This is a genomic window from Bacillus thuringiensis, from assembly GCF_022095615.2.
Taxonomy (GTDB): domain Bacteria; phylum Bacillota; class Bacilli; order Bacillales; family Bacillaceae_G; genus Bacillus_A; species Bacillus_A cereus_AG.
Genome location: NZ_CP155559.1, coordinates 2,432,519 through 2,455,459 on the forward strand (window position 1 = coordinate 2,432,519; position 22,941 = coordinate 2,455,459).

Here is a 22,941-nt window from a genome sequence, read left to right on the forward strand (position 1 = left end):
AAAATTGCGGTATAAAGCAAAGAGGGTGAGAATCCTAATTTGAACCGAAGGCTATACGAAGTATAGTCAGGGGCAGAGCATAGAGGGTGAAAAGATATAATCCCTCCACGAGACCGCGACACTTATTAGTGAAAACATATGCCGAACTTACAGGAAATGAACTGTAAGAAGTAGAGGATAAAAAGCCTTTACGATAACAAAATGACAATGTATGAAGATCAAGGACAAAACATCATTAATACTTTGCTAGGTGCGAAAGAGAAAACAATTGATTTTGGGAAGCAACAAGATAAACTGAATGATTCCATTAAGAAAATGGATGCAAACCCCGCAGTTAAATTTCAAAAAGCGATGCAGGATTTACAAGTTGCACTTCAGCCAGTTCTTAGTGTCATAGCGGATGTCATTTCTAAAATAGCTGAATGGGTTTCAAACAATCCAAAGTTAGCAGCCACATTAACAGCTGTTGCGATGGCTATTGGTATAATCTCAGGTGCAATTATGGCGCTTGCTCCTATAGTCATGGCGGTCATGAGTGTATTTGAGATTGGAGCGGCCGCAGCACTAGGAATAGTTGCTGTTGTTCCTCTTATTATAGCGGCTATAGTTGCTCTAGGAATTGCCATTTATAAAAATTGGGATGATATTAAAAATTGGACAATAGAAACATGGAATTCTATTAAGGAATATTTAATAGAGCTTTGGGATGGTATTGTTCAATCCTCTAGTGAAGCGTGGATTTCATTTTTAGAAACTATGCATTCATTCTTTGATCCAATAGGTCAGTTTTTTAGTGATTTATGGACAGGGATTGGCGAAATATGCAGTAGTACATGGAATTCTATTGTTGAATTCTTTTCAGGTGCTTGGGCTTCATTCACTGAAATGATGCATAGTTTCTTTGATCCTATAGGTGAATTCTTTAGTAGTTTGTGGTCAGGTATTGTGGAAACAGCGTCTTCTTGGTGGACTTCTTTAGTTACAACGGCTTCAGAATTGTGGGGGACACTCGTACAAGCTTGGCAGGAAACATGGAATACTATCGTTACCGTATTAGATCCAATTATTTCATTTATGGCAGCCGTTTTAGAAGCAGGGTGGTTACTCATTCAAGCAGGAGCGCAAATTGCATGGGCAGCCATTTCACAATATATCATTCAACCTATTCAACAAGTTTATGATTGGGTAAGTACAAAAATAGGTGAATTAGTTACATGGCTCGGTACACAATGGGAAATCGCAAAAGCTGTGGCCCAAGTTGCATGGGGATTATTTAAACAATATATTACCCAGCCTGTACAGGAAGCTTGGAACTTGGTAAAAGAGAAATTTAGTGATTTAATCTCTTGGTTAAGTTCTCAGTGGGAACTTGCTAAATCATACACCCTTATGGCTTGGAATTTGGTTAAACAATATGTAATTCAACCAGTTCAAGAGTTGTGGAATACAACAAAACAAAAGCTTTCTGATTTAGCCAATTGGATATTATCAAATTGGGATTCTATAAAATCCTATACGCTTACAGCTTGGAATTTAGTAAAGCAATATGTGATTCAACCAGTAACAGATACTTATAATCAGGCCAAACAAAAATTTACTGATTTATATAATTCAGCTAGAGAAAAATTTGATTCAGTGAAAAATGCAGCACAAGAAAAATTTGAAGCGGCAAAAAGATTTATTATGGATCCAATAAGAGATGCGGTTGATGGAGTAAAGGGCTTCATCGATAAAATCAAAGGATTCTTTGAAAATCTGAAGTTAAAAATCCCTAAACCTGAAATGCCACCTCTTCCACATTTTAGTTTACAAACTAGTACTAAAAATGTTTTAGGTAAAGATATTACATTTCCTTCTGGACTCAATATAGATTGGCGCGCCAAGGGTGGTATTTTCACTAAGCCAACTATATTCGGAATGAATAATGGACGTTATCAAGCAGCGGGCGAAGCAGGGGACGAAGCGGTACTTCCGCTAAATAAAAAGACACTTGGCGATATTGGGGCAGGAATAGTGGCAGCTATGCCACGTGGACAATTTACTATGCCTGGTGAAATCAATCAATTAATGAGTGATATGAGCCGTGTGATGGCTAGTTCTGTAAGTCAATTATCAGGATTAAAGACTGTCATGAGTGGTGTGTATGGAAGTATGTCAAATAGTAAACAAGCCATGACAAGCAGCGTATCAAATCAAATATTTAATCACTCTTCAGGATCATCTGATGGTGGAGTACTTCCAATGCTTGGTGGCGATTTAGTTGTTGAAGTTCCTGTTGTTTTAGAGGGACGAGATGTGGCGCGTGGCACGTATCGATATACAACCGAGTATCAAGAAAGAGAAACAAAAAGAAACTCAGACTTTTAGGTTTGGGTTTCTTTTATTATATAAAAAAATGAGGTGTCAACATGAGTTCTTTTACATTTAATAACGAACGAAAAGACTTTATTCAAATCGCAAAAGGATGGAAAAGACCAGCTTGGGCGCCATTAAAAAGGAATTTCCTAAGTGTTCCTGGATATCCAGGCGCAAGACTATTAAACACACAAACGGAAATGCGTGTTTTATCTATCCCTGTAGGAATCATTGTTCCTGATGGATCGGATTTAGAAATTATAAAAGAAGAAATTGCAGATTGGCTGATTACAGATCAGCCAACAGAGCTTACTTTCGATGTAGAACCAAATAGAACATATTTAGCTGTTGTGGACGATAGCTTTGATCTAGATGAATTTGTAACGCTCGGAATCGGTACAATCAAATTTGTTTGTCCGATACCTTATAAACTAGGGAAAGTACAAACCCACACATTCACTCAAAATTGGTCTACTGAGATTACTTCTAATTTCACGAATAAAGGTAGTGTAGAATCTCCACCATTAATTGAAATGACTGTAAAAAAACCAAGCACTTTTTTAGATGTATGGTTTGGTAAATATCCTTTAGAACGAAACTATTTCCGTATTGGTTACCCCCTAACTGTGGAGGAATCAACGGTACAAGAACGTGAGCGTGTGTTATGGGATGAAATGGCTTCGCCTATAGGCTGGACTCCTGTTACTGGACAATTTGACGATATGATAGGGACAGGTAGTTTTAAATCAAAAGGCGGTTACGCACTATATTGTGAAGAATACGGAGAAGGGAAAGGGTTTTACGGTGCAATAGCTAAGAAAAGTATTCCAGGCGGTCCATTACAAGATTTTGAAATAGAGGCATGGATGACTTTAAAATCCAAAAATATTGATGAAATGGGTCGTTGTGAAGTTCTCTTATTGGATGAGGCAAGTAATCTGGTAGCTCGTATTAACATGAATGATTTATACGTAACGGCAGAAATTACAAAAGCACATATGAAAATCGGGAATAGCGGAACACCTAATAGCATTCGTAAATTAGTAGATACAAGTGGCTATTACTTATCTACTTTCAATCAATTTCGGGGACGCCTGCGTATTGCTAGAAGAGGGACAAAATGGTCTGTATATGTAGCTAAATTTATAGGTGGTAAAGAGATAGACGGAGCTTCCCTAGTTGAACAATGGAACGATGTTGACAACAGTAATCCAATGACAAACCGAAAAATCGCACAAGTTATGATTGCGCTTTGTAAGTGGGATAATCACCAGCCTATTAACGAAATGCAAATTGATGACTTAAAGGTTTGGAAGGTAAACAAAGTCTCTTCTAATACAAAACCTTATATTTTCGATGCAGGAGATAAAGTAATTATTGATACAGAAAGAAGCCTTGTTACGATTAACGGGAAAGATGCTATTAATATTAAAGATATATTTAGCGAGTTTCCTAAGATCATACGTGGAGAAAATCGTATTGATATTATGCCACCGGATTTTACAGCTACAATCAGTTACAGGGAGCGATATAGATGAGAACGCCAAGTGGTGAATTGCATGTTGTTGATTTTAAAACAGAACAAATCGTAGCATCTATTCAGCCTACAGATTATTGGGATGATAAAAGACATTGGGAAATCAAAAATAACATTGATACATTAGAGTTTCGAGTATTTGATAATACAAGTCATGCATCCACACTTATGCAGCAAAACTTAGTATTAAAAGAAGTGCGTGATGGTCGTATTGTACCTTATGTAATTACTGAAGCGGAAAAGGACTCTAATGAAAGATCAGTAATTACATATGCGTCTGGTGAATGGATTCAACTTGCAAAAGCTGGCATTATTCCTCCACAGAGATTTGAATCGAAAACAGCACATGAATTAACGTCTGTAGCTTTAGTAGGGACTAAGTATGAAATAGGGAATATTGAGTATTCCGGGTTCCGCACAATGATTATTGATGAATTTATTGACCCATTAACCTTTCTTAAAAAGATAGCATCATTATTTGAACTAGAAGTTCAATATCGTGTTGAAGTAGTTGGTTCGAAAATCGTGGGCTGGTATGTAGACATGGTGAAGAAAAAGGGAAGAGAAACAGGGAAGGAAGTCACGTTAGGTAAAGATTTAATGGGGATTAAACGTATTGAGAACTCTCAAAACATCTGTACAGCCTTATTAGGTTTCGTAAAAAAAGAAGGCGGAGAGTTCATTACCATTACAGAAATAAATAACGGTGTCCCTTATCTTGTGGACAACGATGCTTTTCAAAGATGGAGTGAGAAGGGACAGCATAAATTTGGATTCTATAGTCCAGAGACAGAAGACCAAGATATGAATCCAAAGCGTTTATTGACCCTTATGAATACAGAGTTAAAAAAACGTGTAAATTCTTCTGTTTTTTATGAAGTTGAAGCACAATCAATCGGTCGTTTATTCGGACTAAATCATGAATTAATCAATGAGGGCGATACGATTCGAATTAAAGATACTGGATTTAAACCTAAACTTTATTTGGAAGCAAGAGCAATTGCTAGTGATGAATCATTTAAAAATCCATTACAAGATAAATATGTATTTGGGGATTACCATGAAATTGTTGATCCCAATGAAGAACTAAGAAAGATTTACAATCGTATTCTTAGTTCGCTTGGAAATAAACAAGAAATGATAGATCAGCTAGATAAATTAGTAAAAGAAGCTAATGAAACCGCTAGTAATGCAAAAAAAGAATCAGAAGCAGCGAAAACACTTGCTGAAAAGGTGCAAGAGAATATTAAAAATAATACCGTTGAAATTATAGAATCAAAGAATTCACCAACAACAGGTCTTAAACCTTTTAAAACACTTTGGCGTGATATCAGCAATGGAAAACCCGGTATTTTGAAGATATGGACAGGTGCAGCTTGGGAATCGGTTGTACCAGATGTAGAATCAGTAAAAAAAGAAACCCTAGACCAAGTAAGTAAAGATATTGAGTCCACAAAAAACGAGCTAAATAAAAAGGTCCAGGAAGCGCAAAATCAAGCAACAGGACAAGTAAATGAAGTGAAGGAAAGTTTACAAGGTGTTAGTCGTACGATTTCAGATGTACAAAATAAACAAGGTGAAATTGATAAGAAGGTAACTAAGTTCGAACAGGATTCTAGTGGATTTAAAACTTCTATTGAGTCGTTAACGAAAAAAGATACTGAAATTAGCAGTAAATTAAATACGGTTGAATCAACTGTGGAAGGTACAAGAAAGACTATTTCTGATGTGCAACAAACAACAAATGACCTTAGGAAAGTAACAACTGAAATGAAAGATGAAGCTGGGAAAACCAGTGAGAAGTTAACAAGTGTAGAAACAAAGGTGAATAGCGATAAAACTGGTGGACGCAACCTTTTATTAAAATCAAATGTTAAATATGAGAAGACCGGTTATTTAATCAATCAATACAATTCTACTGAAAATTTCTCTACAGATGAGGAATATACCTTTGTAATTAAAGGGAATGTACCACAAGGTCAGAAATTTGGAATTTGGATGAATGGCGGGTCTAGCAATGTTGGATATGCAACAAGTGTTTACGCTAATGGAATAACTTATGTAACTTTCAAGGCTGTTGCGGCTACAAGTGGAAATGAACGAAAGTTAAGTTTATATAACTATCCGAGTAGTACTACAAAATCTATTGTGGAATGGGTTGCCTTGTATAAAGGGAATAAGCCACAGGATTGGACGCCCCCTCCTGAGGAGCAGGTAACAGCCGATGAATTCACAAAAAAAACAACCGATATTGAAAAAAGTGTGGAAGGTGTTGCTACCACTGTAACAAATGTTCAAAACAGCCAAGCCGGATACGAAAAGCGTATGACTACTGTAGAACAAACAGCAAGCGGATTATCTTCCACAGTCAGTAATTTAAACAATGTAGTATCAGATCAAGGAAAGAAGCTTACTGAAGCAAATACAAAACTTGAACAACAGGCAACCGCAATCAATGCAAAAGTTGAGCTTAAACAAGTAGAAGATTATGTTGCTGGGTTTAAGATACCTGAGCTGAAACAAACAGTTGATAAAAATAAACAAGATTTATTGGGTGAATTAGCTAATAAACTTGCAACTGAGCAATTTAATCAAAAAATGACTCTAATCGATAACCGCTTAATTATCAATGAACAGGGGATTAATGCAGCAGCAAAAAAGACAGAGGTATATACTAAGACGCAATCGGATGGACAATTTGCAAAAGATTCTTATGTAAGAGATATGGAGTCGCGCCTTCAACTAACAGAAAAGGGCATTAGCATATCTGTAAAAGAAAATGATGTCATTGCAGCCATTAACATGAGTAAAGAAAATATTAAGTTAAATGCCGCACGAATAGATTTAATCGGTAAAGTTAACGCTGAGTGGATTAAAGCTGGATTGCTGACCGGTTGCCAAATTAGAACATCAAACACCAATAACTATGTTAGTTTAGATGACCAATTTGTACGTCTATATGAAAGTGGAGTTGCTAGAGCGTTTCTGGGGCATTACAGAAGAGCAGATGGTGCAGTGCAACCGACTTTCATCTTAGGTTCAGATGAAAAGACTAACGCTCCAGCAGGCACGTTATTTATGTCTCAAGCAGGTGCGGGATGGCCTGGGGCTTATGCGAACATTGGTATTAGCGATGGCATAGAAAATAATGAAATCAAAAAATCTGTGTATTGGGAGTTGCAAAGAAACGGACTAAGTGTTCTAAACGCTAATGACTACCATGTGTTTTATGCTGGGAATGGGAGTTGGTATTTCAGACGAGGAAAAGTTGGGTTATATCAAACTTCGTTAGTCGTTGAAGATAATGGTACAGATTCTGATTTAAAATTACCTAATATCACTTTACGTAACAGCCGTGCAGCAGGATATACAGGTATCATTCAAGTCAAGTCATCCGTTACACAGAATGGATGGGGATCTGTTCAAGGTAATTTCATGAGTCCCTCATTACGGGAATATAAATCTAATATTCGTGATGTATCATTTTCTGCCTTAGAAAAAATCAGGAATGTACGAGTGAGACAATTTAACTATAAGAATGCGGTAAACGAGCTTTACAAAATGAGAGAAGAGAGAGATCCTAATGAGCCGCCATTGACAACAGATGCTATTAAAACATACTACGGGGCAATTGTAGATGAATGTGATGAATCATTTATTGATGAAAGTGGTAAAGGGATTCACTTATACTCATATTCGTCACTTACAATCAAAGCTTTACAAGAACTAGAAATTCAACAAGATCAAAAAATCCAAGCTTTAGAAGAAAAACATGCTCAAGAGATGCAAGCATTAAAAGAACAGCATGAATCAGCTATGGAACTGATGAATCGTAGAATTACAGCTATTGAACAATTATTAGTTCGATAATTTAATATATAAAAACCGGAGCAGCCATAAGCTGGTCTTTTTTTATTGCCTAAAAAGGGGTGGTTAACGTGGAAGGGTTACAAGATGTGCGAAGTGATGTTCAAGAAATCAAGCAAGAAATTAAGGAAATAAGATTAGAAGTTAAAAGCTTAGAAATGCGAACAACGGGTAACGAAAAAGACATTATTAATATCAACAAACAATTAGATAAAATCAGCGCCAATACTACTTGGATTTTACGACTTATAGTTGGTGGAATTATCGGTGGGATTCTCACTTTCTTAATGAAAGGAGGTGGTATGTAATGGTTAGTTTAGCTGTAATGATTGGAATTGTAGTTGGTCTTTCACAAATCGTAAAAACAATTGGATTACAAACAAAATATATTCCGTTATTAAACTTAACGCTTGGCATTTTGCTAGGCGTTTTATTTTTGGACGGAGATATCAAAACAAATGTATTTCAAGGAATCATCATTGGGTTATCAGCAAGTGGCTTATTTGACCACACAAAAATTATGAAAAAGGATGCTGATGTAAAATGAAAAAGACATTAAGACATATTTCTTCTGTAGTCTTTGCTGTTATTTTAGCTTTATCTGTTGCAACAAGTGCTTTTGCGGATAGAACACTTATTATTCCTGATTTACCGAAACAACCATACCGTAATGGTGTAGGTGCTTATGAGGGCGTTGTAGCACATTCGACAGCAACACCAGAAGCGCCAGCTATTAATATTCAAAAATATGAGTCTCGTACATGGCGTTCAGCATTCGTACATTATGCAGTTGATTGGAATGAAACAATCCAAATTGCTGATACGAAATACATTTCTTATGGTGCTGGACCAGGGGCAAATAAACGATTTGTTCATGTGGAATTATGCGAAACAAAGGATTATGAGAAATTCAAACGCAGCTATGATAAATACATTAAGTTATTAGCTAAAATTCTTCGTGATCGTGGATTATCTGTAGAAAAAGGGTTATGGACTCACTACGATGTGACTAAATATCTTGGCGGTACAGATCATGAAGATCCACTTGATTATTTAAAGTCTCATGGCGTTTCAGAAGCGCAATTTAGAGCAGATGTACAACGAGCATACAATAATTCTAGTGCAGACGTTTCTGTCCCTGAGAAGCCATCTAAACCAGCAGAAGTTCCAACAGCTGTAACAGACGGGATCGCGTATATTGAAGGTTATAATGTTAACTTACGTAAAGGACCTGGTACAAGTTATTCTAAGATTCGTCAGTTAAACAAACCAGAAGCTTATACTGTATGGGCTGAAAAGGATGGTTGGTTAAACCTTGGCGGTGAACAATGGATTAAAAATGATCCATCTTATGTGAAGTTTAGTAAGAAAAGCACGGTGGATTCTTCTATTGTAGGGAAGCGTGTTGTTTCAAAAGTTAACAATCTACGATTCTACAATGCTCCATCTTGGCAGGATAAAGCTGTTGCGGGTTCTTTAGATGCAGGGTTAGGGTTTACGATTGATGCAAAAGTAAGTGTTAATGGTTCACCACAATATAAAGTACACAATAGCAAAGGGAAAACATACTATGTAACAGCAAATGAAGCCTATGTGTATGTGAGGTAAGAAAATGAAAAAAGAGCATTCCTGGTTGGATGGGAGGAATACTCTTTTTTTTATTACAGTATTGGCATTTTAATTATATGTATCCACTATATACAATATGACTTGAAAATAATAAAGACACCTTCCCCAGCTGAAAGTGTCTCACGTGATGATTCTCCAGATGTATAAATAGTGTATCCAATATTAGTGAAGGATAGAACTTATTATTGACAGATAAATGTTTATGCTAAATTTTTTTCACAAAAGAATAGTTTGATGAAAATATACGAGCTGTCATAATGATGGCTCATATATTTGTTTATTTTTTCTCGTTGTCACTTTACTCATAAGTTTGCCGCAGTTGGAAGAATAAACTTGCCGAACATTGCTTATTTTAGAAGATATTCAACTAATTATCTAAAAAAAAATGGAAGCATAACTTTACCGTGAGTTAATAATTAACCCATAAGTTTGCCGTTAGTTTATGCGGAATTTTATACATATGGGGTATAGGAAATAAAGTAACTGATAGCTTATAGCCACTGATATAACGGGATGAATAAGAAACTGCATATATAGGTAAAGAGGATGCTTCGCAGCATGTTAATAAGCCGGGGATTGTTGGTGAGGAGAACTTCTGATAATAGGACGTTATGTTAACTAAGTGTGTATAGGATATACGAGAATAAAAGGGTTTCCTTACTTTAATCAAGAATATATTTATGTTCTTGATTTGTTAATTATAAGGGAGAGTTAATAATGAAATTTAATAAATTATTTTTATTTATTATTGGAGTATTTGTATCTAATTTAATATTTAATTTTGTTACAGGTAAATTCGAATGGAGTATTTTTTTCTTATTGACACTAGGAGCAATCTTAGGTTATCAAATCGGAAAAAATGAAGTCAAAAATAAGTAAACAATATAAATTTTAAAAAGTAAGAGAGGGGAATAAGTGAAATATATTAATGGATTGTACATATCACTTATATTGATAATGTTTATTAATTTACTCAATATTACAGCGTTTGATAGTAAATATTCAGGGATAACAATGTATCTTTCTTCCGTTATATTCATAATTGGAAGCGCATTTTTCGGAAGTGCAAAACGGCTTAAAATTAGTGAGAAAAAATAAAAAAAAGCAACGTCCAATAACGATAATTATGTGAACACGAAAGTCTTCTAAATACATTGAATCCCGATAATAGGACGTTATGTTAACCAAACATGTATGAAGTATACATAATGTTATACAGTATTTCTTTTGATAATATAGGATTAAAAGGAAGTGGGTTTCATGGCTAGAATATTATTGGCTATTAGTTCTTTCATTACAATCGGTTTTTGTATTTATAGTTACAATGATCCTACTCAATCAAATACAGCTATAACTCAATTATTATTAGCAATTACTATGTTTTTGTTAGGTATATTATTTTTTTTTCAAAAAAGGGGAAGTAAGAAAACAAATAAAATTATGGCTATTTCTTTTTTTATTGTTTCCGGGATAAATTTGTTTGTTTATTTTAAAATCATGTTTTGACAAGAAAATTAACTTTTGGTGACACAAATTATGTGAAGAAAAAAGTCCTTCAGATCTTCTGAAGGGCTTTTTTCTAGGTTTCTAGACAGATTGACTGCTGATAACGAGAATTATGTAACCTACTAATGATGGTCTATTGAGCTATCTTTTTTTGTTGTGTGCATATTAGAAGTATAAGTTTGCCGTTCCGGCAAACTTATGGTTCATATCACACTCGTTTCTGGGTTGTTCTTTACGTTCGACTATAACGTAAACCCCGTAAAATAACTCATATGCTTCTTTAAAAACATCTTCAATTCTTCGATCTCCATATTTTTCTACAATGGTAAAACCTTTGTAATTAATTTCTTTTGTCATATAAGTCACTCCTCTTCTTCAATCCAAATATCTTCTAAACGCATATCTAACACTCTAGCTATTCGGTATGCAACAGGCAAGGTTGGAAATCCACCTTTTATTAAATTAGTCATTGTAGAGGTTGCAATTCCAGCTTTTTTAGCAATAAAACTGTATTTAATCCCGCGTTCATCTAAGATTTCTTTCAAACGACTTTCCATATTCTCACCCTTTTTTTGTTTGTCCTACGAATTTTTTCTCGAAGGACAGGCAAAATCCTTCTTTCTAGGTCATATACCTTTATCAAGACCACGAGGAATACCAAGTGGAATCAAGGACATCAAGAGGGGAGAGGGCGCATATGCGTTGGCAATATTCACATTTGAATGAAACGCCTTACCTGTATCCATCAAAAGAATTAAGAAGTATGTATAGAGCTTCTAATGGTAAAAAAGAAACGAATGCAATTGTGGATCACATGGAAAGACATGAAATTTTTAACAAACATGAGTATAAAGGATATTACCGTCTATCGAACGATATAATGGATGATTTATACGAAGATGAGGATGAAGCGCTTGATTGGGGAGATGTCATTAATGAGTATCAACCGGTTATGACACCGAAGGGATTACAACTCATTCGAAAAGAGGGATTCAAATGACAATCGTAGGAGAAGCGATAGTAGTATGGACGGCAACAGGCTTGTCAGTGATTACGATGAAGATTGCAGAAAAAATGGGGCAGAGTGTGCCACGTTGGCTTCCACGTATGACCATGTACACAACGCTCACAGGCTCGTTCTTGTATCTTCTACGTTATGTTCTTTTCGTATTTCTATAAGGGAACGCCAACATGGAATTACTGGACATTTACAGGGCGTTGACATATAGCACGTACAGTAGTCTTCCAAAAATAAGGGATATATACCCTTATAAAGGGTATATGGGGAGTGGAGAAAATGATTGAATTATTACTCGTTCCAGCTGCAGGTTTGACAGTGGCATTATTTGGTGAAAAGTTCAAAAGAAAAAATGATGATAAACGAAAGATACAAGTATTTTTTGAAGTAGCAGGTATTGCGATTAAAAGAAACAATGAAGAAAAATTGCAATACCCGAAGTTCCAAAAGCAAATCGAGGATGATCGTAGTACGACTTATGTATATACCTTACCGCTTGGCATGCCGAGTAAAATTATTCAAAAGGTAGAAGACGTTGTTTCTGAGGGGTTAAATAAACCAGTACGTATTCAGTACGATAATTATAAATTGAACATTCGCGTATTCCGCAGAGAAATACCAAAAAACTGGTCATGGTCAATGGATTTAGTGACGAAAGGAAAGTGGCGTATTCCAGTTGGCCAGAGTCTAGAAACAATTGTATATCACGATTTTGATGAAACACCGCATATGGCTGTAGGTGGATTAATTCGTATGGGGAAAACTGTTTTCCTTAAAAATATGTTTGCTTCCTTATCATTAGCAAATCCAGATCATGCACATTTTTATTTAATTGATTTAAAAGAAGAAGGGCTCGAATTTAGCGAATATAAAAAACTGAAACAGGTTGAACAAATCGCAGAAACATCAGAACAAGCATATGGCATGCTGTTGAAAGTAATGGAGAAAATGCATGAGCGTGGGAAGTACATGAAAGAACGTGGTATCAAGAATATTGTTCACACGAAAGAAAAAGACCGATATTTCATTGTAGTAGATGAAGGAGCAGTACTCGCACCTGCAAAAGGATTACCGAGAGCTCATAATAAAATGCTGGAAGAGTGCCAATACATGCTGAGTCATATTGCACGTGTTGGAGGGGCACTTGGGTTTCGTATTGTCTTCTGTACACAGTATCCAACAGGAGACACATTGCCAAGGGTAGTCAAACAGATGGCGAATGCAAAACTTGGTTTCCGATTACCGACTCGTACCGCATCAGAAGTTGTAATTGATCAGTCCGGATTAGAACAACTACCATCTATTCCAGGAAGAGCTATTTATACGAAGGAAAACTTCACCGTATTGCAAGTGCCATATATCGATGACAAGGTCATGTGGGAACATCTAAAAGAATATGAGGTGGAAAAACATGAACATCCAGAGTCACATGAAAATCAACCGTCAGATGGCGATACTTGCGACGATTAGGAAATTGCAGTTTGCAACAAGAAGACATGTAATGAGTGTGCATGATATGGGCGGTATTCGAAATGCAAACAGAATTATGGGCGATTTGAAGCCGTATTTGAGTAAGACGATGCTAGGGAAAGAATATGTGTATTATCTCAATAAAGAAGGGCATGCCATGTTTGGTGATGACGGTAAAGTTGTTTCGAGAGGGAAGCTTGCACATGCATTATTACGGAATGAAGCGTGGTTACATTTGTTTTGTCCGGATGATTGGCAAATAGAAACGGATATACGTTATATAAAGAATAAGGAGAAAAAGAAAATAGTTCCTGATGTGAAGTTTCGGGATGAAGAAAGGATTCTCCATGCGGTTGAAGTAGATCGCTCACAGAAAATGAAAGTAAATGAAGAGAAGATAAAAAAATACGAAGAACTTACGCAAATTTATAAACAAAAGCATAACGGGAAAGTACCAGTTATTCATTTTTTTACAGTGACCAAATACAGAGAAAAGAAACTGGAAGAGTTGGCAGCTAAATATGATGTTTTTGTGAAGGTGTATGTAATAGAAGATATATAAAAAGTAATAACATGTTTTAAAACGACTTGGTTAACATTTGAAGTAAGAGTTCTGTTGCATATGTAACAGCAAATGAAGCCTATGTGTATGTGAAGTAAGAAAAAAGCCGTCCTATGGCGGCTTTTTTTAGTTTATATTAACTAATTCATCGAATTTAAATTCCGTATTTAGTCCAAATGCATCTGTGCAATAAACAGTTTTGAGCATTGGCTCTATATTTAAAACACTTATGTACATGTCATGAGTCAGACCATCGCGGTAATATGAAATTAGAATTTCTTCATGAGTTTGCATTGAATGAATAAGCCCCCGTTCAATCTGTTCTCGCATATCTTCGCTAACAATCGGTTTGGGAACCTTATTTAAATCGTTCAGAATTTCGTTAATTCCTATGAATTGTTCCGGAAGTGAAGCAAATGGTCTCCATTTTATCAAGGCATTTTTAAATTATTGTAGCAATATTAATCCCTGTATCTTTGTACACATATTTTCATACATAATTCTCCTTATAATAATTTTTTTATATTTGATAAGTAATTATTCTGTTTCAATATGTCTAGAATATTAAGACTTTAGGCAGGAATATAGCCAGCATTTCTGAAAAAACTAGCCCACACAAAAAAAGGCTAGTTAACGTAAAATTCGTTATTGGAATTTAATTAATATCAGCATTGAAAGTAAAAATTACTACTATAAATCTGGAAATAACCTTTTATATTCTGTGTTTAAGCGAAGGTCTTGAGTTTCTTTAGCATAAGGTTTATAAAGTTGTTCTAAATGATCTAATGAAGTTCCGTAATAAGCTTTTAAATTGAATTGTTGAGCGCTAGCTTCTGAAAGAGTGGGAGCAATTTGAAGTTTTCGTTTTTTCATAGCATCAGTCCATGGACTATAAAAAAATTTTAAAACAAAAGCAGAAGGGTAAGTTATAAATGGAAGTGTAGTTGCATGTCTACCAGGTCCATAATGTCCATGTATATGGCTATGAATAAACCTTCCAAAAAAAACACCAATAGGTGTATCGGCAAAAATACCATGATATCGTTGTTTAACTAAAGGAAGTCCATATCTTGGGTTTTTATAACCATAATTAGGGTCATCTATCATCATAATCATTCTAATCAAATACATATTTTTCCCTAAAATATTAAGTGCTAAAAAAAACTCTTCTTTATCAATACAACAAAGAAATTCAGTGGTATTTAACACCATTTTCCAACCATTCACTTCTTTTTCAATATCCATTACTTCCTGATCAACTAATATTGCGTCAAATTCTGGAACTTTTGAATCACGTACCTCCCAATTAGGAGCAAATTGACGACATAGTTCAACGGATCGGTCCGTTGAACCTCTATTAATTAAAATGCCATGATCGAATAATTTGGTATGATGCATTAACCACCAAGGAAGTAAATATTCTTCATTATAAAAATGGGAAATTAAAATTGTGCGAATATAAATTTCTCCTTTCAAAATGAAATAATATTTTTATACATTACTTATATTCAGGTTTAACAGTTGTAATCCTCTTACGAATATATTTATCTTTTTTATAAAAAAATAATGTATACAGTATACATGTAAAGTTAACATAACACCCTATTATTGGCAGCGAGGAAAACGCACAAAATTTTGATACAATTGGGGGGGCGTTTTTTTTGTATTATCCTATGCATCATTTTATGCACTCCTATCCTGGCGTGGAAATACTGGCGGTACCCTAATCAAGTCTTACCTTAAGGCTATAGAGATTACATAAAGTTAAAAATATAGTGTTAAGCCTAAAGAAACACCATAACAGTTAGTCATGGTGTTTTCCATATTAAAAATTTATTGGTATTCATGAATGAGTACTCACCACAGAAGTAAATAAATTCATTATGAAACTTGCATTATTGTCAATGTAGCACCAGCACTTCCTGGTAATAAAATAGCAGCACCAAGTAACCCAAATAATTGTAATGTTATAGTACTTCCTGCGGTTAATGGTACTATAATAGTATTATTAAACTGACTAACTGAAAGTAGAGGAGCAATTGTAGAAGCTGTATTACCGACGCCATTAATAAGTAATTGTGTACTTAGTAATAAGGCAGCTTCTAAATTGACTTCATAATTAATGAAATAGCGTCCAGTATTTGGTACAGTGAAAATAGTATTCGTGCCATTAACTGTTATACCACCAGAAAGAGTTTGACTACTAGGAAGAGGCACTGGGGTTCCACCTAAAACTACAGCAATTGTTGCGCCGGTAGTGTTGGCAGCAAAACTTGATACATCTGTAGTACTAGTACCCGTCGGTCCAGTTAGACCTGTATCTCCGGTTGGTCCAGTTGGACCGGTTAGACCTGTATCTCCAGTTGGTCCCGTCGGTCCAGTTAGACCTGTATCTCCGGTTAGTCCAGTTGGTCCAGTTAGACCTGTATCTCCGGTTGGTCCAGTTGGACCGGTTAGACCTGTATCTCCAGTTGGTCCCGTCGGTCCAGTTAGACCTGTATCTCCGGTTGATCCAGTTGGTCCGGTTAGACCTGTATCTCCAGTTGGTCCCGTCGGTCCAGTTAGACCTGTATCTCCGGTTGGTCCAGTTGGACCGGTTAGACCTGTATCTCCAGTTGGTCCCGTCGGTCCAGTTAGACCTGTATCTCCGGTTGGTCCAGTTGGACCGGTTAGACCTGTATCTCCAGTTGGTCCAGTTAGACCTGTATCTCCGGTTGGTCCAGTTGGACCGGTTAGACCTGTATCTCCAGTTGGTCCAGTTAGACCTGTATCTCCGGTTGGTCCAGTTGGACCGGTTAGACCTGTATCTCCAGTTGGTCCCGTCGGTCCAGTTAGACCTATATCTCCGGTTGGTCCCGTCGGTCCAGTTAGACCTGTATCTCCGGTTGATCCAGTTGGACCGGTTAGACCTGTATCTCCAGTTGGTCCCGTCGGTCCAGTTAGACCTGTATCTCCGGTTGATCCAGTTGGTCCAGTTGGTCCGGTTGGAAGTGTAAATGGTGGGATAGGCGGGAATGTAGGACCAATTAAGTTTGGATCTATATTAGCTGCGGATAATAATTCCTTAGAATTAAATTGTTTTGATTTTTTTTTATTTGACATAAATTCACCTCCGATTTATTCCTTTAAAAAGGCTTTACTATTTCTAATAAATGCACAAAGAAAAGAAATGCTCCTGGTATACATTCCGTCTGTAGATAAATGGAATAAATTTTAATTTTATACAATAGGACATATATTCAATAAAAAAGATTACATAAGATTCCATCTCTTTTTTTATACAATCAGATGTGTTTCAGATATGAAACTTTGCTAAAAACAAGATCACTCCAAAAAAAAATTCTTTTCCCACTCATAATAGATATTTTTACCGATAACTTAGCATATGTTAATAGCAAGCAGATTGCTTCAGGAATGTCATACACCATTCCAGTTTAAAGTAACTAAGAGTTTCTTAGTTACTTTTTTATTTTAAGGAGCCCTCGAGATACGTGTAAAAACGGGATATAAGCTACAATCACATCTTATCTTGAGGTTAAACGGATTACATAAAGTTAAAAATATAGTGTTAAGCCTAAAGAAGCACCATAACAGTTAGTCATGGCGTTTTTCTATATTAAAAATTTATTGGTATTCATAAATGAACATTTGCTAGAGATGCTGTACATGTTATTAATAGACGCCTTCACCATGAGACAGATTTAGCGATTGAAGAACATTATACAGATACAGCTAATTATACTGATCAAGTTTTTGGTTAGCCCATTTACTCAGTTTTCGTTTTGCACCGCGTTTAAGAGATTTAGCTGACTCAAAGCTTTAGACGATGGGAAAATTAGCTCAAAAGATGGCTTATAGTTTTGGATTAGATTGTTTGGAGAATGACATAATTCCATATTGGGATTGTATGGAATTGAACAAGCCTTCAGTTACAGAAAATACAGGATTCACAAATGCATATAATTATGTTGGATATTATTTTCCTTCTTAAGTTTATGGGCATGTAAAGGTCAAACCATACATAAGTTTTTTCAATACGTTAGGGTTTTATGTATAAACTTAAGTACTTTTACAGTGCTACTTAAATACAATGGTATGAGTAGTTACCATTGTATTTAAGATTTCAATAAAACTTTGGTTTTATGCCAGTACGAAATATCATGAATAACGAAGGGACTCTTGCTGATGGAAGACAATATTAAAGAATTGATTGAATATAGCGAACGTATTCCACATTTCCATAAGGATTTTCCTATAATTTTATTTTGGAGTCACCGAAGTGGCTGCACGTCCCTGGCGAATTGGTTTTTATTCCAAATTGGCTTATATGAGACAGCAATGAGGTATAATCCATTTGTCCATTATTATGAATTTCAAATATATAAAAATACAACCAGTTATTATACAGAATTAGAAATGGAACTTTTAAGCTTAAAAAAAGAGACTATAAAGCTCGTGCGGAATCCCTATAAAAGGGCAGTCAGTTCATTTTTAGTACTTTATAACAATCCTTATGCCTTGAAACAGTGGAAAGATATTAAATCGTATTTTTATAATGATGAGCATATTGAAAAAGGAATTTCATTTAAACAATTTTTATATTATGTAAAAGAAATAGGGGCTAAATCCAGTCAGTTAGATCAACATTTTTCACAACAATATATTGCAGGGGAAGAAAAGGTCATCAAACAAAATATAAAACTAGAGAATTTTAATAAAATAATTCCGAAGCTGGAGAAAGAATTTGGATTACTTTCTTCTGATATATCACTCCTTACAAATTCCTCTCATCACAGGTCACACCAAATGATTCATAAAGGAAACTATGCAGATAGTGATATTACAAATCCACAATTTCCTTCATTACCCACCTATCAAAGTTTTTATGATGATGAATCTCTAAAACTTGTTTCAGAAATATATAATGATGATTTTGAAGTATATGGATATAAAAAAAATGAAATTAATTTTTAACTCCTATCCCTATAACTCCCACTATGTATAGAGTCTATTTAAAACGACCACAACTATTAAAAGTTAGTGGTATGGAAGGGGAACTATAATGAGTATTTCTATTATAATGATAGGTTTCATCATAGGGGGATTGGTTGGAGTAACAGGGATAGGTGGAGCCGCATTAGTGACTCCATTTCTTCTAACATTAGGTATAAGTCCTTCTGTAGCTGTTGGAACTGATCTATTATATAACTCTATTACTAAAATGTTTGGAATATCCCAACATTGGAAACAGAAGACTATCAATTTTAGATTAGTAAAATATCTAGCTATAGGGAGTATACCTAGTGCTATTATCGCAGTAGTAACGATTCATTTCTTACCGATTTTTCACTATAGTCGAGAGGGAATTATAAAGTATATATTAGGATATGTTTTAATCCTTGCAGCAATTTCTATTTTAATAAAGACATTCTTCTATAATGAATCTAAACAAAATTATTTTCAAAAACAGACTATAGTGCAAAAAAAGAGCCTAACAATTTTTATTGGTGCAGTACTCGGTTTTATTGTGGGACTTACTTCTGTTGGATCAGGCTCTTTATTCGCTATTGCAATGATCTATTTATATCAACTAAGACCAGCCGAATTAGTAGGCACAGATATTGCACATGCTTTTTTATTAGTAACTGTTGCAAGCATACTAAATATGAATTTAGGAAACGTAAATTATCTTTTATTAATTCACTTACTTATTGGTTCTATCCCAGGTGTCATACTTGGTAGTAAATTCTCCACTAAGATTCCAGTTAAACCACTTCAAATATTTTTAGCTATCATTATTGGTATTAGTGGATTAAATTTAGTTATCACTTATTAATAAAATTTTATGTTTTTACTGTATAAGAATGGAGGTTGAAAATGAATCATACAGAACTATATAATTTTATATATAAGCAGGGCCGTGTCCCTCATTTCCATAAGGACTTTCCAATAATCTTATTTTGGAGCCAAAAAAGTGGATGCACCTCGCTAGCTCACTGGTTTTTCTATCAAATTAATTTATTTAAAGAAGCGATAAAATATAAATCGTTCGTTCATTACTATGAGTTTGAAGTATATAAAAACTCTACACATTATGTAACACAATTAGCCAGTGAATTACAAGCTAAAGAGAAAAATACGTACAAATTAGTAAGAAATCCTTATAGAAGAGCAGTAAGTTCTTTTGTTGCTCTGATTCCGCCACCACATATCGAGAATCCCGCATGGAAGCCCATTCGAAAATTTTTGTACGGTGACGAAACCTGCAATAAACCCATTTCCTTTAAATTATTTTTGTATTATTTAAAAGCACACATGACCAAATTAGATCAAGTAGACCCTCACTTTACACAACAATATATACAGGGAGAAGAAGAATTCGTTACAGACTATATTTATCTGGAAAATTTCAACACGGGCATTTCGAAACTAGAAGAAGAATATAAATTTAAAAAATCACCATTAGATCTATTATCTAAATCTTGGCATTATCAAGGAAGTAATATGATTTACAAAGGAGTTTGTGCAGACGCTGATATTACAACTCCTCTTTTCCCACGACTACCTACTTATGATAGTTTTTATGACGCGGAAACGATTCAATTGGTTCAAGAGGTATTTGCAAAAGATTTTAATATGTATCAGTATAATTTAAATTCTACTTCTTAAAAAAACAGATAATTCTTACCTTTGTTGGAGAGCTTCAGTTTGCTACAAGAAGACATTTGATGAGTGTGCATGATATGGGCGGTATACGTAATGCAAACCGTATTATGGGAGATTTAAAACCATACGTGAGTAAAACCATGCAAGGGAAAGAATACGTGTATTACCTCAATAAAGAAGGGCATGCCATGTTTGGTGATGATGGAAAGGTTGTATCGAGAGGGAAACTAGCTCATGCATTATTATGGAATGAAGCATGGCTGCACTTATTTTGTCCAGACGATTGGCAGATTGAAACGGATATACGTTATATAAAGAATAAGGAGAAAAAGAAGATAGTTCCTGATGTAAAGTTTCGGGATGAAGAAAGTATACTCCATGCGGTCGAAGTAGATCGCTCACAGAAAATGAAAGTGAATGAAGAAAAGATAAAAAAATATGAAGAGCTTACACAAATTTATAAACAGAAGCATAACGGGAAAGTACCAGTTATTCATTTCTTTACGGTAACAAATTATAGAGAAAAAAAGCTTGAGCAGCTTGCCGTAAAATATGACGTATATGTAAAGGTTTATGTGGTTCTAGGTACTTCATGATTCAAAAGGGGACTGCAAAAGAAGTAGCGGATATACTTTTTTGGTACTCTAAGTTTGATAGTATATATGGATGTGATACGTCTTTAATAATTAAGCTTTTAATTGAAAAGAGGAACAAAGTAATAACTAACATTTTTCTGGCATAAAAATTACAATTACAAATCTTAAAATGTCTACCTTTTCTATAATCGTTTTTTAGGCACTTTGAATAAATTAATAAAGAGAAGCATTATTCAGTATGAGATTCAAATCAAAAGACAGTATAAATGGGGTAGAAACAGATGAGATTTACTAAAACTGATCGGTTAGCATTGAAGTTTATAGGAAATAAATTCAGTAATGCATGCGAATTTTCATTACAGCCAACTAGCTATACTCTCCATGCAGAATTAATAGTAGTGACTGACTCACCTTTACGTACGAATATAGAAATAAAGGTATACGGTCAGACACATATCATACCACCTACAGACGAACAGTACCGTAAACATGGTTCAAGTTATGTGCGCACTATAAATGTTACCTCCTTTGTCCCGTATAGTGGTGCCACTAACTTCGTTGTAGATTTTTCTGACCATAGTGATGAATATACAGCAAAGCGAGACCCGATTTGGGGCTTAATGGTCATATACGGGGACCCTAATTTTCCTGTCCGCCATGTTAGCCTTTTTATTAATGAACAATTATATCCATGTATCTTCTCTCATCTATTAACACCATCACTAGGTCCAACTCAGGGAACCCTCTATTTATTTGGAGAAATACAGCAGATATTATCTTCTACTCCACGCATATCTTTTGGATCGTCTATAAAACAAGCAATATCCACTTATCCTCTAAATAGTATAATGAATCAGATAAACAACCAATCTCAGTCAATACTAAACGAAGAGATTGATATTTCTTCAACATTGCTATCAGAACAAACATCGGTGATACTCCATCTGCCATTTGAACAGGTGAATTCAATCAATTTTCTTGCAGTTGGATTACAAGTTAATGCGTCCGAACCAAAGATGACTATTGTTCATTCAGCGGATAAAGAACATGTTTCCGTTGGTGATGTTGTTACTTATACAACGACCATCATAAATAATGGCACGACAACTGCAGAATGCGTTCAATTTCGAACAGGCTTTCCAGACGGAACGATGTTTATCTCGGATAGTGTAACAGTTAATGCCGTACGTGTTGCTGTAAATCCAAGCGAAAGACTACTTCTAGGAAATTTGCCTATAAGTGATACAATAACGATTGCTTATAAAGTAAAAATCACACACAAACCTTCTCGAAGTTTTATCCTTCATCAACCTGTGCTGGATTATAATTTCACTCCTATAGAAAATACGATATCAGTTGGTAACCAACCTAGTAATATTAGTACCGTGAATATATTTTCATAAAATATTTATTTGAGTCAGCAAATAAATATCAAATTCTCGCCCTACATACAAGTAATTTTAAGTTCATTATAATTTCACCTATTTTGCCATTTCGGTGCTCATATTCAGTAGGTTAGTACTTTTGTGCTTCATAATTTTATGTTCTCGGACAAAATCAAACTTATCTTTGATTTCGTATTATATAAAGCACTGGCCAAAAGGTCATGTAGTTTGCACACACTCATAGCTCTCATTTCGTTTTCAAAAGAGTGAATCAGGAGTAATACTTTATGTTACGCCTATTAATAAAACCAGCCCCGAATACTATTTCGGGGCTGGTTTTTATTTACTGA

Annotated in this window: 22 protein-coding genes and 3 pseudogenes; 20 read left to right on the forward strand and 5 right to left on the reverse strand. The window is 35.0% G+C overall.

Annotated elements, in window-relative coordinates; all coding sequences use genetic code 11:
* Positions 1–204: 204 nt before the first annotated feature.
* From KZZ19_RS12550 to KZZ19_RS12590, 9 genes and pseudogenes are all read left to right on the forward strand, one after another.
* Positions 205–2,367: pseudogene (locus tag KZZ19_RS12550) on the forward strand (hypothetical protein); the annotation flags it as partial.
* A 41-nt stretch (positions 2,368–2,408) separates the two neighbouring features.
* Entirely contained in the window at positions 2,409–3,893 is a 1,485-nt protein-coding gene (locus KZZ19_RS12555) for a distal tail protein Dit (RefSeq protein ID WP_237981749.1), read from the forward strand.
* Positions 3,890–7,762: a phage tail spike protein gene (locus tag KZZ19_RS12560; RefSeq protein ID WP_237981748.1), complete on the forward strand. Its 3,873-nt coding sequence runs from the start codon at positions 3,890–3,892 to the stop codon at positions 7,760–7,762. Before KZZ19_RS12555 ends, KZZ19_RS12560 begins: the two co-directional genes overlap by 4 nt.
* A gap of 68 nt (positions 7,763–7,830) precedes the next feature.
* Positions 7,831–8,067 (forward strand): hemolysin XhlA family protein, encoded by a 237-nt coding sequence (locus tag KZZ19_RS12565; RefSeq protein ID WP_097845066.1) that lies wholly within the window; start codon positions 7,831–7,833, stop codon positions 8,065–8,067.
* Positions 8,067–8,306 (forward strand): holin, encoded by a 240-nt coding sequence (locus tag KZZ19_RS12570; RefSeq protein WP_098239327.1) that lies wholly within the window; start codon positions 8,067–8,069, stop codon positions 8,304–8,306. Before KZZ19_RS12565 ends, KZZ19_RS12570 begins: the two co-directional genes overlap by 1 nt.
* Positions 8,303–9,367, forward strand: coding sequence for an N-acetylmuramoyl-L-alanine amidase (locus tag KZZ19_RS12575; RefSeq protein WP_237981747.1), 1,065 nt, complete (start codon positions 8,303–8,305; stop codon positions 9,365–9,367). Before KZZ19_RS12570 ends, KZZ19_RS12575 begins: the two co-directional genes overlap by 4 nt.
* Before the next feature lie 738 nt (positions 9,368–10,105).
* Positions 10,106–10,267 (forward strand): D-alanyl-D-alanine carboxypeptidase, encoded by a 162-nt coding sequence (locus tag KZZ19_RS12580; RefSeq protein ID WP_100248486.1) that lies wholly within the window; start codon positions 10,106–10,108, stop codon positions 10,265–10,267.
* A 36-nt stretch (positions 10,268–10,303) separates the two neighbouring features.
* Positions 10,304–10,486 (forward strand): hypothetical protein, encoded by a 183-nt coding sequence (locus tag KZZ19_RS12585; RefSeq protein ID WP_237981746.1) that lies wholly within the window; start codon positions 10,304–10,306, stop codon positions 10,484–10,486.
* Between the two features lie 162 nt (positions 10,487–10,648).
* Entirely contained in the window at positions 10,649–10,894 is a 246-nt protein-coding gene (locus tag KZZ19_RS12590) for a hypothetical protein (protein WP_237981745.1), read from the forward strand.
* A 165-nt stretch (positions 10,895–11,059) separates the two neighbouring features.
* Here KZZ19_RS12590 and KZZ19_RS12595 read toward each other — a convergent pair whose 3' ends face one another.
* Together KZZ19_RS12595 and KZZ19_RS12600 are read right to left on the reverse strand one after the other, a co-directional pair.
* Positions 11,060–11,251 carry a hypothetical protein gene (locus tag KZZ19_RS12595; protein ID WP_237981744.1) on the reverse strand — a complete coding sequence of 64 codons (192 nt, stop codon included), beginning with the start codon at positions 11,249–11,251 and terminating at the stop codon, positions 11,060–11,062.
* A gap of 5 nt (positions 11,252–11,256) precedes the next feature.
* Positions 11,257–11,451 carry a helix-turn-helix transcriptional regulator gene (locus KZZ19_RS12600; RefSeq protein ID WP_237981743.1) on the reverse strand — a complete coding sequence of 65 codons (195 nt, stop codon included), beginning with the start codon at positions 11,449–11,451 and terminating at the stop codon, positions 11,257–11,259.
* Positions 11,452–11,591: 140 nt separating this feature from the next.
* Between KZZ19_RS12600 and KZZ19_RS12605 the strand changes: the two genes are divergently transcribed.
* The 4 genes from KZZ19_RS12605 (at position 11,592) to KZZ19_RS12620 (ending at position 13,944) form a co-directional block, all read left to right on the forward strand.
* On the forward strand, positions 11,592–11,894 hold the full coding sequence (locus KZZ19_RS12605; RefSeq protein WP_237981742.1) for a hypothetical protein: 303 nt from the start codon (positions 11,592–11,594) through the stop codon (positions 11,892–11,894).
* Entirely contained in the window at positions 11,891–12,073 is a 183-nt protein-coding gene (locus KZZ19_RS12610; RefSeq protein ID WP_237981741.1) for a hypothetical protein, read from the forward strand. Before KZZ19_RS12605 ends, KZZ19_RS12610 begins: the two co-directional genes overlap by 4 nt.
* A gap of 118 nt (positions 12,074–12,191) precedes the next feature.
* The gene (locus tag KZZ19_RS12615) at positions 12,192–13,382 is read left to right on the forward strand and encodes an FtsK/SpoIIIE domain-containing protein (RefSeq protein WP_237981740.1); all 1,191 of its coding nucleotides are present in this window, start codon (positions 12,192–12,194) and stop codon (positions 13,380–13,382) included.
* Positions 13,383–13,413: 31 nt separating this feature from the next.
* Positions 13,414–13,944: a replication-relaxation family protein gene (locus KZZ19_RS12620; RefSeq protein ID WP_237981850.1), complete on the forward strand. Its 531-nt coding sequence runs from the start codon at positions 13,414–13,416 to the stop codon at positions 13,942–13,944.
* A 126-nt stretch (positions 13,945–14,070) separates the two neighbouring features.
* Here the strand turns inward: KZZ19_RS12620 and KZZ19_RS12625 are convergent, their stop codons facing one another.
* The 3 genes from KZZ19_RS12625 to KZZ19_RS31175 form a co-directional block, all read right to left on the reverse strand.
* Complete coding sequence (locus KZZ19_RS12625) at positions 14,071–14,379, reverse strand: YolD-like family protein (protein ID WP_237981739.1); 309 nt, start codon at positions 14,377–14,379, stop codon at positions 14,071–14,073.
* A 255-nt stretch (positions 14,380–14,634) separates the two neighbouring features.
* Positions 14,635–15,420 (reverse strand): glycosyltransferase family 2 protein, encoded by a 786-nt coding sequence (locus KZZ19_RS12630; protein WP_237981738.1) that lies wholly within the window; start codon positions 15,418–15,420, stop codon positions 14,635–14,637.
* A gap of 405 nt (positions 15,421–15,825) precedes the next feature.
* Complete coding sequence (locus KZZ19_RS31175; RefSeq protein ID WP_432442721.1) at positions 15,826–17,046, reverse strand: BclA C-terminal domain-containing protein; 1,221 nt, start codon at positions 17,044–17,046, stop codon at positions 15,826–15,828.
* A gap of 581 nt (positions 17,047–17,627) precedes the next feature.
* On the opposite strand from KZZ19_RS31175, the pseudogene KZZ19_RS12650 reads away from it, so the two are divergent.
* The 7 genes and pseudogenes from KZZ19_RS12650 to KZZ19_RS12680 form a co-directional block, all read left to right on the forward strand.
* Positions 17,628–17,764: pseudogene (locus KZZ19_RS12650) on the forward strand (Tn3 family transposase); the annotation flags it as partial.
* A gap of 12 nt (positions 17,765–17,776) precedes the next feature.
* Positions 17,777–17,935 (forward strand): annotated as a pseudogene (locus KZZ19_RS12655) (GNAT family N-acetyltransferase); the annotation flags it as partial.
* Positions 17,936–18,129: 194 nt separating this feature from the next.
* Entirely contained in the window at positions 18,130–18,918 is a 789-nt protein-coding gene (locus KZZ19_RS12660) for a sulfotransferase family 2 domain-containing protein (protein ID WP_237980537.1), read from the forward strand.
* 88 nt (positions 18,919–19,006) lie between these two features.
* Positions 19,007–19,780 carry a sulfite exporter TauE/SafE family protein gene (locus tag KZZ19_RS12665; RefSeq protein WP_237980534.1) on the forward strand — a complete coding sequence of 258 codons (774 nt, stop codon included), beginning with the start codon at positions 19,007–19,009 and terminating at the stop codon, positions 19,778–19,780.
* Between the two features lie 41 nt (positions 19,781–19,821).
* Entirely contained in the window at positions 19,822–20,613 is a 792-nt protein-coding gene (locus KZZ19_RS12670) for a sulfotransferase family 2 domain-containing protein (RefSeq protein WP_237980533.1), read from the forward strand.
* A gap of 11 nt (positions 20,614–20,624) precedes the next feature.
* Positions 20,625–21,206, forward strand: a complete 582-nt coding sequence (locus KZZ19_RS12675; protein ID WP_322349756.1) for a replication-relaxation family protein — start codon at positions 20,625–20,627, stop codon at positions 21,204–21,206.
* A 281-nt stretch (positions 21,207–21,487) separates the two neighbouring features.
* A complete protein-coding gene (locus tag KZZ19_RS12680) occupies positions 21,488–22,609 on the forward strand; it encodes a DUF11 domain-containing protein (RefSeq protein ID WP_237980528.1) in 1,122 nt (373 codons plus the stop codon).
* The last annotated feature ends 332 nt before the right edge of the window (positions 22,610–22,941 follow it).

What these genes read in the sequence shown, in the direction of transcription:
- KZZ19_RS12665 (WP_237980534.1), top strand. Translation starts at nt 19,007, where the DNA reads ATGAGTATTTCTATTATAATGATAGGTTTCATCATAGGGGGATTGGTT.
- KZZ19_RS12575 (WP_237981747.1), top strand. Translation starts at nt 8,303, where the DNA reads ATGAAAAAGACATTAAGACATATTTCTTCTGTAGTCTTTGCTGTTATT.
- KZZ19_RS12580 (WP_100248486.1), top strand. Translation starts at nt 10,106, where the DNA reads ATGAAATTTAATAAATTATTTTTATTTATTATTGGAGTATTTGTATCT.
- KZZ19_RS12670 (WP_237980533.1), top strand. Translation starts at nt 19,822, where the DNA reads ATGAATCATACAGAACTATATAATTTTATATATAAGCAGGGCCGTGTC.
- KZZ19_RS12605 (WP_237981742.1), top strand. Translation starts at nt 11,592, where the DNA reads ATGCGTTGGCAATATTCACATTTGAATGAAACGCCTTACCTGTATCCA.
- KZZ19_RS12560 (WP_237981748.1), top strand. Translation starts at nt 3,890, where the DNA reads ATGAGAACGCCAAGTGGTGAATTGCATGTTGTTGATTTTAAAACAGAA.
- KZZ19_RS12590 (WP_237981745.1), top strand. Translation starts at nt 10,649, where the DNA reads ATGGCTAGAATATTATTGGCTATTAGTTCTTTCATTACAATCGGTTTT.
- KZZ19_RS31175 (WP_432442721.1), bottom strand. Translation starts at nt 17,046, where the DNA reads ATGTCAAATAAAAAAAAATCAAAACAATTTAATTCTAAGGAATTATTA.
- KZZ19_RS12620 (WP_237981850.1), top strand. Translation starts at nt 13,414, where the DNA reads ATGAGTGTGCATGATATGGGCGGTATTCGAAATGCAAACAGAATTATG.
- KZZ19_RS12555 (WP_237981749.1), top strand. Translation starts at nt 2,409, where the DNA reads ATGAGTTCTTTTACATTTAATAACGAACGAAAAGACTTTATTCAAATC.
- KZZ19_RS12680 (WP_237980528.1), top strand. Translation starts at nt 21,488, where the DNA reads ATGAGATTTACTAAAACTGATCGGTTAGCATTGAAGTTTATAGGAAAT.
- KZZ19_RS12610 (WP_237981741.1), top strand. Translation starts at nt 11,891, where the DNA reads ATGACAATCGTAGGAGAAGCGATAGTAGTATGGACGGCAACAGGCTTG.
- KZZ19_RS12615 (WP_237981740.1), top strand. Translation starts at nt 12,192, where the DNA reads ATGATTGAATTATTACTCGTTCCAGCTGCAGGTTTGACAGTGGCATTA.
- KZZ19_RS12595 (WP_237981744.1), bottom strand. Translation starts at nt 11,251, where the DNA reads ATGACAAAAGAAATTAATTACAAAGGTTTTACCATTGTAGAAAAATAT.
- KZZ19_RS12660 (WP_237980537.1), top strand. Translation starts at nt 18,130, where the DNA reads ATGGAAGACAATATTAAAGAATTGATTGAATATAGCGAACGTATTCCA.
- KZZ19_RS12570 (WP_098239327.1), top strand. Translation starts at nt 8,067, where the DNA reads ATGGTTAGTTTAGCTGTAATGATTGGAATTGTAGTTGGTCTTTCACAA.
- KZZ19_RS12600 (WP_237981743.1), bottom strand. Translation starts at nt 11,451, where the DNA reads ATGGAAAGTCGTTTGAAAGAAATCTTAGATGAACGCGGGATTAAATAC.